Raw genomic sequence first — 18,963 nt, 5'->3', positions numbered from 1 at the left:
CACACTATAAAAAAGAAGCTCCTGAATTTTCAGGAGCTTTTTAGTTTTATTTCACTTGGTCTAAACCTCTTTTTCGTAGTAGTGGCGCTACACTAGGTTCGGCACCTCTAAAGCTTTTGTATAATTCCATTGGATCTTCAGTTCCTCCTTTTTCCAAGACATTTTTTCTAAATGATTTAGCATAATCGGAATTAAAAAGACCATTAATTTTAAATACTTCAAATGCATCGGTGTCCAATACGCCTGACCAAATATAACTGTAATATCCAGCTGAATAGCCACCTGCAAAAATATGATTAAAATAAGTACTTCTATATCTAGGAATAATAGTATTTGGTAAATTAATTTTAGTCATTGCTTCTTTTTCAAACGTTTCAGCATCAACTGTAATTGCTGCTTTTTGTGTGTGGTATTGCATATCTAAAATAGAAGCTGCCAAATATTCAGTAGTTGCAAAACCTTGATCAAAAGTACCTGCTTTTTGCATTTTTTCAATTAATGCATCTGGAATTACTTGTCCTGTTTTATAATGTTTGGCATAGATTCGCATTACTTCCGGTTCAGCTGCCCAATTTTCCATAATTTGAGATGGTAATTCAACAAAATCTCTCGGAACACTAGTTCCTGCTAAACTTTCATAAGTTACATTCGACAATAATCCGTGTAAAGCGTGTCCAAATTCATGGAAGAATGTACTTACTTCATCAAAAGTTAACAAGGCTGGTGCATTTTCTGTTGGTTTTGTAAAATTACACACGATTGAAACAACGGGAGCAATTCGTTTTCCGTTTTCCATTTTTTGAGTACGGTACGAAGTCATCCAAGCACCGCCACGTTTTGATGTTCTTGGGTGAAAATCCATATATAAAATTCCAACATGTTTTCCATCAGCTTCGGTAACTTCCCAAACGGTTACATCTTCATGGTATTTTGGAACGTTATTTAAAGGTTTAAATTGCAATCCATATAATTTTCCACAAACCGTAAAAACACCTTCTCTTGTTTTTTCTAAACTGAAATAAGGCTTCATTTCTTGCTCGTCTAAATCAAATCGTTCTTTTCTGATTTTTTCTGAATAATATCTCCAATCATAAGGTTGAACTTCATCTTTGATTCCGTCTTTCTGCATCATTATTTTAATGTCAGTAGCTTCTTTATTTGCCATATTCAATGCAGGAACCCATAAATCATTCAATAATTTTGTTGCAGTTTCTGGATTTTTTGCCATTGATTTTTCTAAAACATAATCAGCATGTGTAGCATATCCTAATAAACGTGCTTTTTCACCTCTTAAATTTGCAATTTTAATAGCAAGTTCTTTATTGTCTTTATCATTGTTGTGATTTGCTCTCATTTGGTACGCGTTCCAAATTTCCTTACGTAATTTTCTATTAGAACTGTATTGTAAAAAAGGCATCACACTAGAATTTGATAAAGTAAACATCCATTTTCCAGCTTTATCTTTAGCTTTTGCATCAGAAGCCGCAGTTTCAATTAGTTCATTCGGTAAACCTGCTAAATCATTTTTATTTGAAATCACCAATTCATAAGAATTAGTTTCCGCTAAGATATTCTGACCATATTTCAATGTAGCAACCGCCATTTCAGAATTGATTTCTCTCAATCTTTTTTTGTTTTCTTCGGATAAATTAGCACCACTTCGAACAAAATTCTTGTATAGATTTTCTAATATTTTGGTTTGCTGCTTGTTTAAATTTAAATTAGCTTGGTTACTCCAAACAATCTTAATTTTTTTAAATAAAACTTCATTTAAGTTAATGTTATCATTATGAGCAGATAATTTTGGCGCTAACTCCTTTGCAATAGCCTGAATTTCTTCATTCGTATTTGCACTGTTTAAATTATAGAAAACGGTACTTACTTTCGCAAGAAGTTTTCCTGAATTTTCCATAGCTAAAATTGTATTTTCAAAAGTAGGTTTATCAGTGTTGGAAACAATTGCATTAATTTCTGCTTCTTGTTTTCTGATGCCTTCTAAAATAGCAGGTTTAAAATGCTCATTTTTAATTAAGTCAAATGGAGGAACCTCATATGGTGTTGTGTACGTTTCAAAAAACGGATTCATAGTTGTTTGTTTTTTTTCTTGTGATTGCATAGAAACAGCACTAGTTAATGCTGAGAATAAAAGTATGGTTTTGATTTTCATCATATTGAATTTTAAAACGTAAAAATAATGGAATAATAGTATAATAGCAAAAGATAACTATATTTTATGAAATGACGCAGTTGCTTTCTTAAATCTAATTTAAAATCTATCTTTGCACCTTCAAAAATTTAAGGAATCACTTTTAACCTTTTAAACCTTAAACTTTTAAACTTACATTATGATTACAGTTAACGACATTGCAGTAGAATTTGGAGGAACCACACTTTTTAGTGAAGTAACATTTGCCATTAATGAAAATGATAAAATTGCCTTAATGGGTAAAAATGGTGCAGGGAAATCTACACTATTAAAAATTGTTGCTGGAGCAAATAAACCTACTCGTGGGGTTATTTCGGCGCCAAGTGATGCTGTAATTGCTTATTTGCCGCAACATTTGTTGACAGAAGATAATTGTACGGTTATGGAGGAAACATCAAAAGCATTTGCTTCGGTGTTGAATATGAAAAAAGAAATCGACGAAATCAATGAACAATTGACTATTCGTACTGATTATGAAAGTGATGAGTACATGAAATTGATTGAAAAAGTTTCGGAATTGTCTGAAAAATATTATTCTATTGAAGAAGTGAACTATGAAGCTGAAGTTGAAAAAATTTTAAAAGGCTTAGGGTTTGAAAGAGAAGATTTTAATCGCCCAACAAAAGAATTTTCTGGAGGTTGGAGAATGCGAATTGAGTTAGCAAAAATTCTATTGACTAAACCTGATTTAATTCTTTTAGATGAGCCAACGAATCACTTAGACATGGATAGTATTCAGTGGTTAGAAGAATTTTTGATTAACCAAGCGAAAGCAGTAATGGTTATTTCCCACGATAAAACCTTTGTTGATAATATTACCAATCGTACCATAGAAGTTACAATGGGACGTATTTACGATTACAAAGCAGTGTATTCTGAATATTTAGAATTACGAAAAGACCGAAGAATTCACCAACAAAAAGCGTATGATGAGCAACAGAAATTCATTGCGGATAACCAAGCTTTTATTGAGCGATTTAGAGGTACTTTTTCAAAAACAGAACAAGTGCAATCGCGTGTGCGAATGTTAGAAAAGATTGTTCCAATTGAAGTGGACGAAATTGATAATTCGGCTTTGAAGTTGAAGTTTCCTCCTTCAGTTCGTTCGGGTCAATATCCTGTAATTGTTAAAGATTTAGAAAAATCATACGGTGATAAATTAATTTTTAAAGATGCTAATTTAGTTATTGAACGCGGACAAAAAGTTGCTTTCGTGGGTAAAAATGGTGAAGGAAAATCGACCATGATTAAAGCTATCATGAAAGAAATTGAAATTAATAGCGGTTCTGTAGAAATTGGCCATAACTGTCAAATTGGTTATTTTGCTCAAAATCAAGCTGCAATGTTAGATGAAAATGCAACAATTTTTGAAACCATTGACAGAATTGCAGTTGGCGATGTTCGAACTCAAATAAAAAATATTTTGGGCGCATTTATGTTCCAAGGAGATGATATTCAAAAGAAAGTCAAAGTGCTTTCAGGTGGTGAAAAAACACGTTTAGCAATGATTAAATTGTTGTTAGAGCCTGTAAATCTATTGATTTTGGATGAGCCATCGAATCATTTAGACATGAAAACAAAAGACATTATTAAAGATGCTTTACGCGATTTTGACGGAACATTAATCTTAGTGTCGCACGACCGTGATTTCTTAGATGGTTTAGCCGAAAAAGTATTTGAATTTGGACACAAACGTGTAAAAGAACATTTCGAAGACATCAAAGGATTCTTAGCACATAAGAAAATGGATTCTTTAAAAGAGATAGAAAAGTAATTTAAAAAGCTCCATTTGGAGCTTTTTTTATGGCTTATTTCTTCTTCCACTTTTCAAATCCTAAAACACTTGGTTTGATTTCTTTTTGCCATAATTTACCAAATGTTTTATTTAAGTATTCAAAAACCATAACATTTTTAGTTTCATATTCTTTAAAATTGGTAGGAGCAACACAACCAAAATCATGAAATTGGACATTATACTTTTTAGCAAAAGCCAAATCTTCTTTGGAAATCACCGATGCAATTCCGCCTAAAAGATAAATCGTTTTTGTATTCGAATTAATTTCGATTTTGATGGTGTCGTTTTGTTTTTTTTCTTGAGCTTGAAATGTTAAGCAGAATATAAGAGCTATTAAGGTTAGTTTAAAGTTCATTGTTTTTAATTTTTGACGAAACATCTGCACCACCCCATTCTATAAGAGTAAAACCTTTACGTTCTGTTTTTGGAAGTTGTTGTTCGTTGTAATTTATAAAATTTTCTAAACCATAAAATTCCATATAAATTCTAATAGATGTTTCTGGTTTTGGATTGATTTTTAAATCAGCTATCTCATTGCATTTTTCATTTACTAAAAAATGAATAAAATTATATTTGTTTCGTTCTAAAATTGGCAACCAATATTGTATAAATTCGTTTGTTTCTTGATTGTTTAGACCAACATATTCTAACTTTTCAATTAAAAATTCGGCTAACTTATCTTTTGGAACTACAAAGCCATCATTATATTCGTAATGTTCTTTTGGGAAGTCAATTGTTCCATCCCAAAATAAAGAGTTGTAATAACGATTTGTTTTTTTATCGTAAATTTGTCCGTTTGGTTCTGCAATTACTTCCCAATTTTTATCGTATTTTGGAAAAGTAGTTAGTAGCTTTCCTTTTAAATTTAGTTTTATGTCAATTGTTGTTTTTTCTTTCGGATAAAGATAAATTACAGGTTTTTCAACCATAATTTGATGTTCTACTTTGAGATTAATAACAAGATTTTCTTTATTTTTAATTTTAACTTTTTGAGATTCGAATTGAATAAAAGATATTTCTAAAACATCATTTATTTTAACTTCAATCGAAAATTTTCCATCAAAATCGGTTTGAGCAATTGCGTTTGAATTCAGATTTTTTATATATGCCCCGGGAATTGCAAGTTTTCCATAATCATAGACTATTCCAGAAATTTTAAAAATTTCGGTTTCATTTTTTTGAACATTTTCTAAACTATATTCTTTATACATTTTTCGTAGTTTCCTCTTAGATAAATTTTTAGTTGTAATGGCAATAACTCCAAATTTACCTTTATCACCATATAAAGAAATAGCCTTTGCATCTTTCCAAACCATTACCGATTCAATATCGTTTGCATTTAAGAATTCTATAACTTCATATTTTAAGATGGAATCGTTTACAACAATTAATGGATCGTTTTTTTTGGAAACAATTTTTACATTTTTATCTTGACTAAAAGTAATATTTACTAAAAATAGTATAACAATTGTTAGTGTGAGTTTTAAAGTTTTCATTATTATGTTTTGATTTTTAAATTTGATATTGACATTGAACATTTACTTCTTAATCAAAATAATCACCACCCCTTTTTCTCCTTTTTTACCGTATATTTTTACAGCATCTACAGGTTGGATGACTTCAATTTTGTCAATTTTTTGTTTGTTTAATGGGGCATACGGACTGGTAGGATTTTCTCCAAATAGCGATTCTTCTGAATATTCCACTCCGTTAATAAAATAAATAGGTTCTTTTAGTTCAACGATAGACTCAATCTCATCTGGATTTAGGTTGGAAAGCGATTCTTTACTCAATTCACCATTGATAAGTAGTAAATCATCATTAGAAACTTTTTTATCTTTATCCTGATTAGTTGCTGCCAAATTCATCGAAACATCGTAACGCTTTCCCTTTGCTAAATAACCTACATTATTTATTGAAGCTGAATTAGATATATTATAATTTTGATTTGGAACCAAACTCGTTTTTGCAGTTTCTTGAACTTCTTCCATAGCAATAGGTGCAGAAAGTGTAACTTCTTTTTTCGATTTGTAATTTATCGTATCATTAATCACAATATTATTCTGAATCACAATTTGTTGTTGCAAAATCTGCTCAGCCTCTTTTTTAATTTCTGGAGATGTATTTACTAAACCATTCGCCGATGCTGGCGTTGGAATACTATTTTTTGTGGTGTCAACCGTAGTAATAGTATTTTCAGGAATTACTACATTTTCTTTTTCTTGTAGTAAGAAAAAAGTAAGTGTTCCAACTAAAACTATCGATGCAGCTACCGCTAATTTTTTCCACAAATGTTTTTCCTTTTTTAGCGTTTGTGTTTCTAGCTTATCTTCTACGCGTGCCCAAATCTTCTCCATACAAGGAAAGTCTTTCTGCTCGGCGTTTTCGGCAGCTTGTTGTATTTTTTTATATAATTTTTCTTCTGTTCCCATGACTATTTTGCTTTTTGATAATAAAAAGTTCTTACCAATTCTTTTAATTTACTCTTAGCGGCATTCAATTGCGATTTCGATGTTCCTTCACTAATACCAAGTTGTTCTGCAATTTCTTTGTGTGAGTACCCTTCAATCACAAACAAATTAAAAATCGTTTGACATCCATCGGGAATTCGCGTTAGTAAATTGAGTAAATCTTCTTCTTCTAAATCGGTAACTTCATCGGCAAGAGGTTGCGAATTATAGCTTACATCTTCCAAATACAAATTAAAGTTGATGTTCTTTTTAATTTGCAATAAACAATTGTTCACAGTTATTTTTCGTGCCCAAGCTTCAAAAGCCAAATCTTCTTTCAATTGATCGATTTTTGTAAATAGAGTAAAAAAGGCATCGGCTAATACTTCTTCTATTTCTTCCTCCTTTTTTAAATAGCGTTTGCACAAACGATAGAGTTTGGGCGCCATAATTTCATACACCATTCTTTGCGCTTCGCGGTGTTGTTTTCGGCAGCCTTGTATGTGTTTTACATCCATAAATGTTTTTTTTTTTCAAAAATCAATTTCAATTTCAATTTCAATTTCAAAAATCAAATTGTTTTACTTTTGAACTTGTTCTTGTCATTGATCTTGTTATTTATATAGAGCAGAAAAGTTGGTAAAAGGTTGGGACGACTTTAAATTATTTTCAAAAAAAAATCGCAAGTAGTTAAACTTACGATTATAAAAGTATGAAATAATATAGTGTTACACTGCGAAAAACGCTTCTAATTCTTTTAAAGTTTCTTCCGAAGTGATAATGTCTTTAACCACTTCACCTTTGTTTAAAGCTACAATTCGATTACAAACTTCAACAGTGTGAATTAAATCGTGACTAGAGATTAAAACCGTAATTTCTGGGTTTTCGGCTAATTCTTTAACAATTTTCTTCAATCGGTTTACAGTTGTGGGATCTAAATTAGCAAACGGTTCATCTAAAATAACTACTTCTGGATTTCCAATTAATGTTGCAATAATACCCACTTTCTTCATGTTTCCTTTGGATAAATCACGTAAGTATTTTTTAGTATTTAGAATTTCATTGTTAAAGAATTCTTCATATTTTTTTAGTAAAGCATCAACATCTGCTTTGTTTTGTCCACGTAATTCACCAATAAAATAAAAATATTCTTCGGCAGTTAAATAGCCAATTAAAAAACTTTCGTCTAAGAAAGCACCAGTGAATTTTTTCCAATTTTCATTGGTATTTACTTGAATAGTATGATTGATAATTCCACCAGTTGATGGTTCAATTAAATCTAATAACAAGCTAAAAAATGTTGTTTTTCCAGCGCCATTATTTCCCACAAGACCAAAACTTTGTCCTTTTGGAATTTCTAGTTCTTGAATATTTAAAACAGTCGTGTTATTATATTTTTTGGTAAGATTGTTTACTTGTATCATGATAATTTAGTATAATTAAATTAATTTTTTTGTTTGTATGCTACGATTGTCACGTATTTTTCTTTCTTATAAATTCTTTCAATAAGCAAAAAAAGTCTCGATTTGAAAAGCAAGCCAAGAAGCCCAAAAACGGCAATTAATGCTATTCCAATGTAAATATTGTCTACCAAAAGTCCCACTCCAAAAAGTAAAATTGGAATGACCATTTGAGGTAACGAAAACAATAAGGTTTTTACGTTGAATGCTTTTTTATCGGCAAAAGCTCCTTTTGCCGATTCTAAGTCAATTGCGGTTCTTGTGTAAGCACCAGTTAATAACACTAAAAATGAGTTAAATCCAATATTGTAAATACCTGTTGCTAATATTGTAATGTAGATATCCCAGCCAAAGTAAAGATAAAAGGAAGCCAAAAGCATACTAATTGCAGTTCCAATAACCATTAGCCACCATTTTGAATTCAAATATTCTTTATAGGAAATACTTTGTGTCATCATAAGCTGATAATATGAACTGTCCCAACTTGGAACAAATTGTCCAAAGTTAATTAGGAAACCACCCGTTACAAATACCGCTGCAAAGGCTTGCATTACCGAGTTTTTATAAATTTCTTGTGGAAAAAATATAAAACCATAAAACAAGAAAAATAAACTCATGTATAAAGTTGTTTTTGCTCGTTTATTTCGCATTAATAGCTTGATGTCGTTTTTTAAAAATGTTCCTAAAGTTCCAAATTGATTCAACCAAGTTAAGTCGTTTGTTGTAGCTAAATTCTTTTTTATATGCAATCTTTCGTCTAACGTTAAATCTTTTTTGAAGAAGTTAAAGGTGAAATAATAGATGATTACTAAAGCTAAAATTGGAAGTAAAACCATCCAGGCATGCTCATACAAGCCTTGAAAGAAAGGTTGGGTGTATATAGTAATATCAAATAATTGATAATACTGAGAAGCTATTAAACCGACAACAATTGTGACAAAGATGCCAAAAAGTACATCTTTGTTGTTGATTAAAATGTTTAAGAAATTGATAAATAAAATTATGGTCAAAAATCCTAAATGCCAGGTCGTAACGCCCAATATACTATATCCATTTATTAGTAAAATAATACTGAATGGAATAAAAAAGAAAGCATAAGTCGTATTAAAATAGTTTAGAGCCGTTTTTCCTAATGAGAAATGAACAATAGTGCCTCTTTTTATAGGTAAAACCAATAGAGGACGAATAGTTAATGTGGGTATTTTTTGAAAAAAATAACGCATCATCATATCCGCAAAAAGATAGTAAATAATAAATTTATTTACCGTTTCTAACGGTTCTAAGCCGGCTTTTTTAAATCCGTAAAAGACTACATAGCTCATCAAAACATACATTCCAGCAAAAGACAAGAATAAAAACCCCATGAAAATTTTAAAAGCCAAATTGGTTTTAAACGATGCAGACCGAACAAAAGATCTCCATTCGAGCGTAAGAAAATGTTTAATCATAATTTTATAGGTTTCTTATATGTATTATTTTCTTAGCAAACGTTACGATTTTATTTCTTAAAATTCAATTTATAAATTGTAGCCTCTAAATCTTCGGTGTCATTGTCTTCACATAATAAAAAGGTGAATTCGCTTTCTGTTTCCTTATACAAGGTTATTCCTTCAAATTTTTTATGTTCGGATAATAAGTGAACTTCTATGATTTCAAAGGTTGGTGCATGCATGACACCTAAAATGGTTCCTAAAACTTCGCCATCTTCATAAGTTGATGTTGTGTTTTCGGCGCAAGCCAAAAAATAAATAGTATCGCCAACCAAAATTGCATCGGTAAAAGTGGTTTCAATGTCATCTAATGTTGGAAGCGAAATCGGTACAAAACGAATACCATCTTCTTGATGATTAGGCACAATAAAAATTCCGTTTCGACTATTTTTTGAATTGCCCCTTTGAAAAAGCAACATGGTTTGATGCGCATAAATAGAGCCTTCTATATTCAATTGGTCGTCCGAAAAGGAACCAACATTTTTTAATTTGCGGTATAAAATACTCAAATCTTGCGATTGCAAGGTATCGGAACCTAAATCCAATGTAAACATAGTGTTCCGTTGATTGGTAGAGCCAGAGCCCAACATAATGAGCTGATTACCATACTGAGTGATGCTTTCTAAATCGGGTTTGTTTTCTTTGATAATGTTTTCTTTAGCCTCTTTTACCAATGGAAATTTGAGTAAAAGTTTTTTTTTAATATCATATTGATATAAAAATTGACTCGAATCTGAAATAACAAATAATACATTTTGAGAGTATAATAAACCAGATGGCGCTGCAATACCTTTTATAGTAAATAGATTACTAAGTTCAAATTTTTCCATATTTTTACCGATAACTTTGTGAAAATTTTAAGTCAGAAATTGCTCATAAAAGTACTATTTTTACACATATTAAGAAGCGATTGAAAATGGAAAATATAAATATTGAAGATTTTAAAGTAAAAACAGCTATTAAATTAGCCAATTTTGCAACGAAATTAAATACCGAAGAATATAGAACACAATTAAAAAAAATGTAGCGACAAGTCATGACTTGTCTTATCTATTGTTTAAAAAATTAAGTAAAATGAAAGTATATACAAAAACGGGCGATACCGGAACTACAGCTTTATTTGGGGGAACACGTGTGCCAAAACATCACATACGAATAGAAAGTTATGGCACAGTAGATGAATTAAATTCGCATATTGGATTAATTCGTGATCAAGATATAAGTGATTTGTATAAAAAAGTATTAATAGAAGTACAAGACAGATTATTTACCGTAGGAGCAGTATTGGCAACTCCACCTGAAAAAGAAACCTTAAAAAATGGGCAGCCTCGCTTACAAAATCTAGGAATAATAGAATCAGATATCGAGTTTTTAGAAAACAAAATTGATATCATGGAAGAGTCTTTACCTCCAATGACGCATTTTGTTTTGCCGGGTGGTCATACAACAGTGTCATATTGTCATATTGCTCGTTGTGTTTGTCGTAGAGCGGAGCGTTTAGCGGTGCATTTGAATGACATAGAGCCAACGGATGCATTCGTAATTAAGTACCTAAACCGACTTTCTGACTACCTTTTTGTCTTGGCACGAAAGTTGTCCTATGATTTGAACGCTGATGAGGTACAATGGATCCCTCGAAAGTAGTAAACAGAGTTTAGTTTTATGCTAAAAAAGAAGCCAAAAGGCTCTTACTGAACACTAAAAACTAATCACTGTAGACTAAAAAAATAAACGTTCTTAAATTTTTAAAAAAAAAGTAAAAAAAAACTTGCCTTATTGGGTAATAAATTTATTTTTGCATAAACTAAAATCGATAAAAGATGTATTGGACATTAGAATTAGCATCCTACTTAAGTGATGCCCCTTGGCCAGCAACCAAAGATGAACTTATCGACTATGCTATCAGAACTGGAGCTCCATTAGAAGTGGTGGAAAACTTACAGTCTATAGAAGACGAAGGAGAAATCTATGAATCAATGGAAGAGATTTGGCCTGATTATCCTACTGACGAAGATTATCTTTGGAATGAGGATGAATATTAAAAAATAAATAAACACAACAGAAACAAGTCTCTTCACCGAGACTTTTTTTGTGGTTATATTTGCAAACCTATTTTAGAAAATAAAAATTATGAGTATCATAAATTCAATATTGAAGGCTTTTGTGGGAGATAAATCCGAGAAAGATGTAAAAGCGATTCAACCACTTATTAAAAAAGTAAGATCTTTTGAGAGTGCATTACAAGCATTATCTCATGATGAATTACGTGCTAAAACGGCCGAATTCAAAGCTAAAATTCAACAAGCTCGTGCTGAAAAAGATGCTAAAATTGCCTCTTTAAAACAAGACGCTGAACAAACACAAGATATTGATGCTCGTGAAGATATTTATAGTGAAATAGATAAAATCGAGAAAGAAGCATATGAAATTGCTGAGAAAGTATTAAACGAAATTCTTCCAGAAGCATTTGCTGTAGTTAAAGAAACTGCGCGTCGATTCAAAGAAAATACTTCTTTAACAGTTACTGCCACTGCAAAGGATAGAGAATTATCAGCTTCTAAGTCATATATAACCATTGAAGGCGACAATGCTGTTTGGGTAAATTCTTGGAATGCTGCTGGAAAAGCAATTACTTGGGACATGATTCACTACGACGTACAGTTGATCGGTGGAGTCGTGTTGCACCAAGGTAAAATTGCCGAAATGCAAACAGGAGAAGGAAAAACATTAGTAGCAACATTACCATTATACTTAAATGCCTTGACTGGAAACGGTGTACATTTAGTAACTGTGAATGACTACTTAGCAAAACGTGATAGTACATGGAAAGCGCCCTTATTCGAGTTTCATGGATTAACGGTGGATTGTATTGATAATCACCAACCAAACTCTCCAGAAAGAAGAAAAGCATACGAAGCCGATATTACTTATGGAACAAATAACGAATTTGGTTTCGATTATTTGAGAGATAATATGGCACACGCACCAGAAGATTTGGTTCAACGTAAGCATAATTTTGCTATTGTTGATGAGGTCGATTCAGTTTTAATTGACGATGCTAGAACGCCATTGATTATTTCTGGACCTGTTCCTCAAGGTGATCGTCATGAGTTTAATGAATTAAAACCGAAAGTTGATAACTTAGTAACTTTACAACGTAAATTAGCTACAGATTGTTTAACAGATGCAAAACGTTTGTTCAAAGAAGGAAATGCTAAAGATGCTGGATTTAATTTATTACGTTCATACAGAGCGTTACCAAAAAGTAAAGCCTTAATCAAATTCTTATCGGAAGAAGGAGTAAAACAATTGCTTCAAAAAACCGAAAATCAATACATGCAAGATAACAACAGAGAAATGCCTAAAATTGATGAGGCGTTATACTTTGTTATCGAAGAAAAAAACAATCAAGTTGAGTTAACGGATAACGGAATCCAATATTTATCTCAAGATACGGATTCGCAATTCTTTGTTTTACCAGATATTGGAACAGGAATTGCTCAAATTGAAAGAGAAAATTTAGAACCAGAAGTAGCTGCTGAACGTAAAGAAGAATTATTCCGTGATTTCTCAATAAAATCAGAACGTATTCACACGTTAACGCAGTTATTAAAAGCATACACTTTATTTGAAAAAGATACCGAATACGTTATCATGGACAATAAAGTAATGATTGTAGACGAGCAAACAGGACGTATTATGGATGGTCGTCGTTACTCAGATGGTTTACACCAAGCAATCGAAGCAAAAGAAAACGTAAAAATTGAAGCTGCTACTCAAACCTTTGCAACGGTTACCTTACAGAATTATTTCCGTATGTACAGCAAATTAGGAGGAATGACAGGAACTGCGTCAACTGAAGCGGGTGAGTTTTGGGAAATCTACAAATTAGATGTGGTAGAAATTCCAACCAACCGTCCAATGGCTCGTAAAGACAAAGACGATTTAATTTACAGAACGGTTCGTGAAAAATTCAATGCAGTTATCGAAGATGTAGTGAAATTATCAGAGGAAGGAAGACCTGTGTTAATTGGAACCACATCGGTAGAAATTTCGGAATTATTAAGCCGAATGTTAAAAATTAGAGGTATTCAACACAATGTATTGAATGCTAAAATGCATAAAAGTGAAGCTGAAATTGTAGCTGAAGCTGGAAAACCTGGCGTAGTTACGATTGCAACTAATATGGCAGGTCGTGGTACCGATATTAAATTATCTGACGAAGTTAAAAAAGCTGGTGGTTTAGCAATTATTGGAACAGAGCGTCATGATTCGCGTCGTGTTGACCGTCAGTTAAGAGGTCGTGCAGGTCGTCAAGGTGACGTGGGTAGTTCACAATTCTACGTGTCTTTGGAAGATAACTTAATGCGTTTATTCGGTTCAGAAAGAGTAGCGAAAGTGATGGATAGAATTGGTCTAAAAGAAGGTGAAGTTATTCAACATTCGATGATGACAAAATCTATCGAAAGAGCTCAGAAAAAAGTAGAGGAAAATAACTTTGGTGTTCGTAAACGTTTGTTAGAATATGACGACGTAATGAACGCACAAAGAGAAGTAGTATACAAAAGAAGACGTCACGCTTTACACGGCGAACGTTTGAAAGTGGATATTGCAAACATGATGTATGATACTTGTGAATTAGTAGTAGAGCAAAACAAACTGGCAGAAGATTTTAAAAATTTCGAATTTGAATTGATTCGTTATTTTTCAATCAGTGCACCTGTAACTCCAGCTGAATTTTCAAAATTATCAGCGAGAGAAATTACTGGAAAAACTTATAAAGCGGTTTTAGCACATTACGAAGAAAAAATTGCTAGAGATGCTCACGAAGCGTATCCAATCATTAAAAATGTATATGAAAACAATAATGGTCAGTACCAAAGAATTATTGTGCCATTCTCTGACGGAATCAAATCTTTAAACGTAGTAACTGATTTAGAAAAAGCATATAGTTCAGAAGGTAAATCGTTGGTAGCTGATTTTGAAAAAAATATCACGTTAGCTATCGTAGATGAAGCTTGGAAAAAACACTTACGTAAAATGGACGAATTGAAACAATCGGTTCAGTTAGCGGTTCACGAACAAAAAGATCCATTGTTAATTTATAAGTTTGAAGCCTTCAACTTGTTCAAAAAAATGATTGATTATGTAAATAAAGAAGTAATTTCATTCTTATTCAAAGGTGATTTACCTTCGCATAATTCATCAGATATTCAGGAAGCTAAGCAAGTAAAGCAAAAAGAAAACTATACTGAAACTAAAGAAGATTTAGATAGTGAAGATACGGCAGCACAAGCAAAAAGAGCAGGAGAAATGGCAAGCCAAAGACCTCAAGTAACGGAAACGATTACAAGAGAAATGCCAAAAATCAATCGTAATGATACCGTTACTATCAAACATGTAATGAGTGGAAAAAGCGAAACCATGAAATACAAAAAAGCAGAAAGCATGATTGCTTCTGGTGAATGGGTTTTAGTAAACGAATAATTAAAACACAACAATAGATAAGTCCCTAATTACTGATGTAGTTAGGGACTTTTATTTTTTAATTGTTACTAAAAAAAATTAATCTTCTAAATTTTCATTAAAGGCAGAAGGCAATAATTGAGGAATAAATTTTATCAAAATAGGTAATAACAAACTGCCGCCTGGAAGTAAAAAAATGGTCAAAGAAGGGATGGTTTTACAAACATCTAAAAGTTGTTTTTTAACTTTCTTTTTTTCTTCTTTGCTTAAATCTTTTGTAGTAGATTTTGCTAAAAGTTGCATTAATTCACCACTTTCTTTAATTTCTTTCGTTAATCTATCTTTATTGCGAATGATTAGCTTGGTAACATTTTTATTAGCTTGTTCGTAAAAATGTTTTATAGGATTTGAATAATTAAAGAAAGGTATTTCTGCTTTGTACTGATTGATGAAAAAATTAATATCACTAATGCTTTTTTGAAGAATTATTCCTTCTAAGTTTAAATCGGTATTGATATTTTTTAAAAATACAACTTCATGCTCTTCTAATTTTTCATCGCTCCATAACGCCATTTGAGCAATATCCAATAGGTATAATTTCTCTAATAATTCGGTATATTTTAGCAGTTTAATATCTGAGAATTCAATAGAATCAATGGTTGAAAATTTGGTATAACGAATGGAGTTTTCAAACAGCTTTACCAATAATTCATCATATTTTGTTTTATTTACCTTCGTTTTTAGTGCTAAAGAAACAATTTTAATACAATCCGATTCTACATTTTTCAGGTAATCTGAAGCTAGTTCTTTGTTTTTTAAATAGGAATGAAATGCTAATACATCAATAAATAGTAACGCATTGGTTATAATATGCGAAAAGTTTTTAGTAATACTATTTTGATTCGTTTGAATTCGATCATCAATAACTTTTTCTAAGCGAGAACTATGAGAACCTTCGGGTAACATTTTTTTGATAAAATTCAGGTTTTCTGGCTGAATGATGTTGTAAAATTGGTAAACAGCACTAATAAAATCTTTCGAATTTGCGTCTTTATTTTCGAGGGAATAAATTGAAAATAAGGTATTTAAAAATCCTACTTTTGTTATTTCATCATACGACCATTTGGTAGTATTTAGATTTTCTTTCAATTGAAAATTTACTACATAGCCATAAATAAAACCTGTTTTTCTACAGCTCTCATAAAAAGACAAATAATCACCTTGAAAATCAATGAAATTAGCACGATTCTCAGCAAAAAACTTGTCAATCCATCCGATTGTAGAAGGGTTTATCATTATTTTAATTTTTCTTTTAAATATTTTCCTGTAATTGAATTCTTGTTTTTAGCTACTTCTTCTGGTGTGCCAAAAGCCATTAATTTCCCACCGTTTTCGCCACCTTCAGGACCAATGTCTAAAATATAATCAGCACATTTGATTAAGTCTAAATTGTGTTCAATTACGATAATCGAATGGCCTTTTTCTAGTAAAGCATCAAATGAAGCTAATAATTTTTTAATATCGTGAAAATGCAAACCAGTTGTGGGTTCATCAAATACAAATAATGCTTTATCTTTTATGGTTCCTTTCACTAAGAACGAAGCTAATTTTATACGCTGTGCCTCGCCACCTGAAAGGGTAGAAGAAGATTGTCCTAATTGTACATATCCCAAACCAACATCTTGTAAAGGTTGTAATTTTTGCGTAATTTTTGTTTGTTTTTGTTCGGTAAAGAAATGCAAAGCTTCATCAATGGTCATTTTTAAGACATCATCAATGTTTTTTCCTTCAAACGTAACTTCTAATACTTCTTTTTTGAAACGTTTTCCATTACAAGCTTCGCACTCTAAATGAACGTCAGCCATGAATTGCATTTCAATGGTTACTTCGCCATCACCTTTACACACTTCGCATCTTCCACCATCTACGTTGAAGGAGAAATGCTTGGCTTGATAATTTCTTAGTTTCGATACGTTTTGTTTCGCAAATAATTCACGAATATCATCATACGCTTTAATATACGTAACAGGATTCGAACGCGAACTCCTTCCAATTGGATTTTGGTCTACGTATTCAATATGTTTGATGTGCGAAAAACTTCCCGCTAATTCGGTAAATTGACCTGCTTTTTCACCAACACCTTCTAATTTCTTTTGAATAGCTGGAAACAAAATCTTCTTTACCAAGGTACTTTTTCCACTTCCTGAAACACCTGTAATCACGGTTAAACATTCTAATGGGAAAGTGAAATTTTCATTTTTTAAATTATTTTCTCGTGCGCCAATAACTTCGATATGATTTTTGAAATTTCTTCTAGTTTTTGGTACCGAAATTTCTTCTTTACCATTCAAATATTTTGCGGTAAGCGAATCAAATTTCAGGATTTCTTCATACGTTCCTTGTGCCACTAATTCGCCACCATGCGTACCGGCTTCAGGTCCAATATCGATAATCATATCAGCAGCTTTCATGATATCTTCGTCGTGCTCTACTACGATGACAGTGTTGCCTAAATCACGTAGCTCTTTTAAAACTTCGATTAATCTTTCGGTATCTTTTGGGTGTAAACCAATACTTGGTTCGTCTAAAATATACATCGAACCTACCAAACTACTTCCTAAAGAAGTGGCTAAGTTAATACGTTGTGATTCACCTCCAGAAAGTGAGTTAGAGTTACGATTTAAAGTTAAATAACTCAATCCTACGTTGAATAAAAAGTCTAAACGATTATTGATTTCGATTAACAAACGTTTGGCTACTTTAGTATCGTATTCGTTTAATTCTAATTTTTTAAAGAAATCTATCAAATTAACGATAGGTAAATCCACTAAATCAGAAACTGTTTTACCACCAACGGTAATGTAATTTGCTTCTGGACGTAATCTTTTTCCTTTACAGGTATGACATTTTGTTTTACCACGGTATCTTGAAAGTAAAACGCGGTTTTGAATTTTATAGTTTTTCTCTTCTAATTCAGCAAAGAAATCGTTTAATCCAGTAAAATAGTTATTTCCATCCCAAATCAACTGTTTTTGTTCGTCTGAAAGTTCAAAAAAGGGTTTATGTATAGAAAAATCAAATTTATAGGCATTGTTTACCAATTGATCTCGGTACCAACCCATACTATCACCACGCCATGGAAATATAGCGTTTTCATAGACAGATAAAGCCGTGTTTGGAATTACTAATTCTTCGTCGATTCCAATGACACTTCCATAGCCTTCACAAGTGGGACAAGCCCCGTAAGGATTGTTAAAACTAAATAAATGAATATTTGGCTCCAAAAACGTAATACCATCCAACTCAAAATTAGCACTATATTCTAAACGTTTTTTGGTATCCACTTCTTGCAAATAACAAACGCCTTTTCCTTCATAAAAAGCAGTTTGAACAGCATCCGCCAGGCGATTGAAGAATTCTTCTTCTTCTTTGACAACAATTCGGTCTACAATTAATAAAACATCTTTATTGTCTAATTCATGTTGGTCTAAGGTATCTAAACGTACCATTTCGTTATTTACTAAAATACGAGCAAATCCTTGTTGTAATAAAACTTTTAGTTTGTCTTCTAGAGCGCGTCCTTCTTCTAAATGAATAGGAGCAAGGAGTAGCCATTTACCATAAACTGGAAATGTTTTAATGTTATTGATTACATCAGAAACGGTATCTTTTTTAACTTCTTTACCAGAAATAGGTGAGTAGGTTTTTCCAATTCGGGCAAAAAGAAGTTTTAAATAATCATAAATTTCGGTTGATGTTCCTACAGTTGAACGTGCATTGCTAGTATTTACCTTTTGTTCAATAGCTATTGCAGGTGCAATTCCTTTGATGTATTCAACTTTTGGTTTGTCTAATCTTCCTAAAAATTGGCGTGCATAAGATGATAAACTTTCAACATATCTACGTTGTCCTTCAGCATAAAGTGTATCAAATGCCAAACTTGATTTTCCAGAACCAGAAAGCCCTGTAATTACTACCAATTTATTTCTTGGAATAGCTACATCTAAATTTTTTAGGTTGTGCAATTGTGCCCCTTTTATAAGGATATTTTTTTTTGCTTCTAATGTTGAAAAATCGGGTTGTATCATTCTTGATT

Annotated in this window: 14 protein-coding genes; 4 read left to right on the top strand and 10 right to left on the bottom strand. The window is 31.9% G+C overall.

Translation table 11 applies throughout. The features are described from left to right. Positions 1-46: 46 nt before the first annotated feature. A complete protein-coding gene (locus RSE15_RS02750; protein WP_324069461.1) occupies positions 47-2,170 on the bottom strand; it encodes a M3 family metallopeptidase in 2,124 nt (707 codons plus the stop codon). A 175-nt stretch (positions 2,171-2,345) separates the two neighbouring features. On the opposite strand from RSE15_RS02750, the gene RSE15_RS02745 reads away from it, so the two are divergent. Further along, a complete protein-coding gene (locus RSE15_RS02745; RefSeq protein WP_324069460.1) occupies positions 2,346-3,980 on the top strand; it encodes an ABC-F family ATP-binding cassette domain-containing protein in 1,635 nt (544 codons plus the stop codon). Between the two features lie 34 nt (positions 3,981-4,014). Here the strand turns inward: RSE15_RS02745 and RSE15_RS02740 are convergent, their stop codons facing one another. From RSE15_RS02740 to RSE15_RS02710, 7 genes are all read right to left on the bottom strand, one after another. Further along, a complete protein-coding gene (locus tag RSE15_RS02740) occupies positions 4,015-4,356 on the bottom strand; it encodes an FEKKY domain-containing protein (protein WP_324069459.1) in 342 nt (113 codons plus the stop codon). Further along, positions 4,346-5,497, bottom strand: coding sequence for a carboxypeptidase-like regulatory domain-containing protein (locus tag RSE15_RS02735; RefSeq protein WP_324069458.1), 1,152 nt, complete (start codon positions 5,495-5,497; stop codon positions 4,346-4,348). Before RSE15_RS02735 ends, RSE15_RS02740 begins: the two co-directional genes overlap by 11 nt. A 42-nt stretch (positions 5,498-5,539) precedes the next feature. After that, positions 5,540-6,433 (bottom strand): hypothetical protein, encoded by an 894-nt coding sequence (locus RSE15_RS02730; protein ID WP_324069457.1) that lies wholly within the window; start codon positions 6,431-6,433, stop codon positions 5,540-5,542. A 2-nt stretch (positions 6,434-6,435) separates the two neighbouring features. Then, a complete protein-coding gene (locus RSE15_RS02725; RefSeq protein ID WP_324069456.1) occupies positions 6,436-6,969 on the bottom strand; it encodes an RNA polymerase sigma factor in 534 nt (177 codons plus the stop codon). A gap of 210 nt (positions 6,970-7,179) precedes the next feature. Continuing rightward, positions 7,180-7,875: an ABC transporter ATP-binding protein gene (locus RSE15_RS02720; RefSeq protein ID WP_324069455.1), complete on the bottom strand. Its 696-nt coding sequence runs from the start codon at positions 7,873-7,875 to the stop codon at positions 7,180-7,182. Positions 7,876-7,895: 20 nt separating this feature from the next. Further along, a complete protein-coding gene (locus RSE15_RS02715; protein ID WP_324069454.1) occupies positions 7,896-9,359 on the bottom strand; it encodes a DUF5687 family protein in 1,464 nt (487 codons plus the stop codon). Positions 9,360-9,409: 50 nt separating this feature from the next. Continuing rightward, complete coding sequence (locus RSE15_RS02710; protein ID WP_324069453.1) at positions 9,410-10,231, bottom strand: DUF6929 family protein; 822 nt, start codon at positions 10,229-10,231, stop codon at positions 9,410-9,412. Positions 10,232-10,475: 244 nt separating this feature from the next. Between RSE15_RS02710 and RSE15_RS02705 the strand changes: the two genes are divergently transcribed. The 3 genes from RSE15_RS02705 to secA all read left to right on the top strand — a co-directional run bounded on the left by RSE15_RS02705 (position 10,476) and on the right by secA (position 14,888). Beyond that, positions 10,476-11,045, top strand: a complete 570-nt coding sequence (locus RSE15_RS02705; RefSeq protein ID WP_324069452.1) for a cob(I)yrinic acid a,c-diamide adenosyltransferase — start codon at positions 10,476-10,478, stop codon at positions 11,043-11,045. A 176-nt stretch (positions 11,046-11,221) separates the two neighbouring features. Further along, entirely contained in the window at positions 11,222-11,443 is a 222-nt protein-coding gene (locus RSE15_RS02700) for a DUF2795 domain-containing protein (protein ID WP_002986941.1), read from the top strand. An 88-nt stretch (positions 11,444-11,531) separates the two neighbouring features. Continuing rightward, on the top strand, positions 11,532-14,888 hold the full coding sequence (gene secA / locus RSE15_RS02695) for a preprotein translocase subunit SecA (protein WP_324069451.1): 3,357 nt from the start codon (positions 11,532-11,534) through the stop codon (positions 14,886-14,888). Positions 14,889-14,966: 78 nt separating this feature from the next. On the opposite strand, the gene RSE15_RS02690 is transcribed toward secA, so the two are convergent. Both RSE15_RS02690 and uvrA read right to left on the bottom strand, forming a co-directional pair. Further along, entirely contained in the window at positions 14,967-16,163 is a 1,197-nt protein-coding gene (locus RSE15_RS02690; protein ID WP_324069449.1) for an LETM1-related biofilm-associated protein, read from the bottom strand. After that, positions 16,163-18,955: an excinuclease ABC subunit UvrA gene (uvrA, locus tag RSE15_RS02685; protein WP_324069448.1), complete on the bottom strand. Its 2,793-nt coding sequence runs from the start codon at positions 18,953-18,955 to the stop codon at positions 16,163-16,165. Before uvrA ends, RSE15_RS02690 begins: the two co-directional genes overlap by 1 nt. Between the last annotated feature and the right edge of the window lie 8 nt (positions 18,956-18,963).

This window comes from Flavobacterium sp. (assembly GCF_035195345.1).
GTDB lineage: Bacteria > Bacteroidota > Bacteroidia > Flavobacteriales > Flavobacteriaceae > Flavobacterium.
This window is presented reverse-complemented; position numbering and strand designations above follow the sequence as displayed.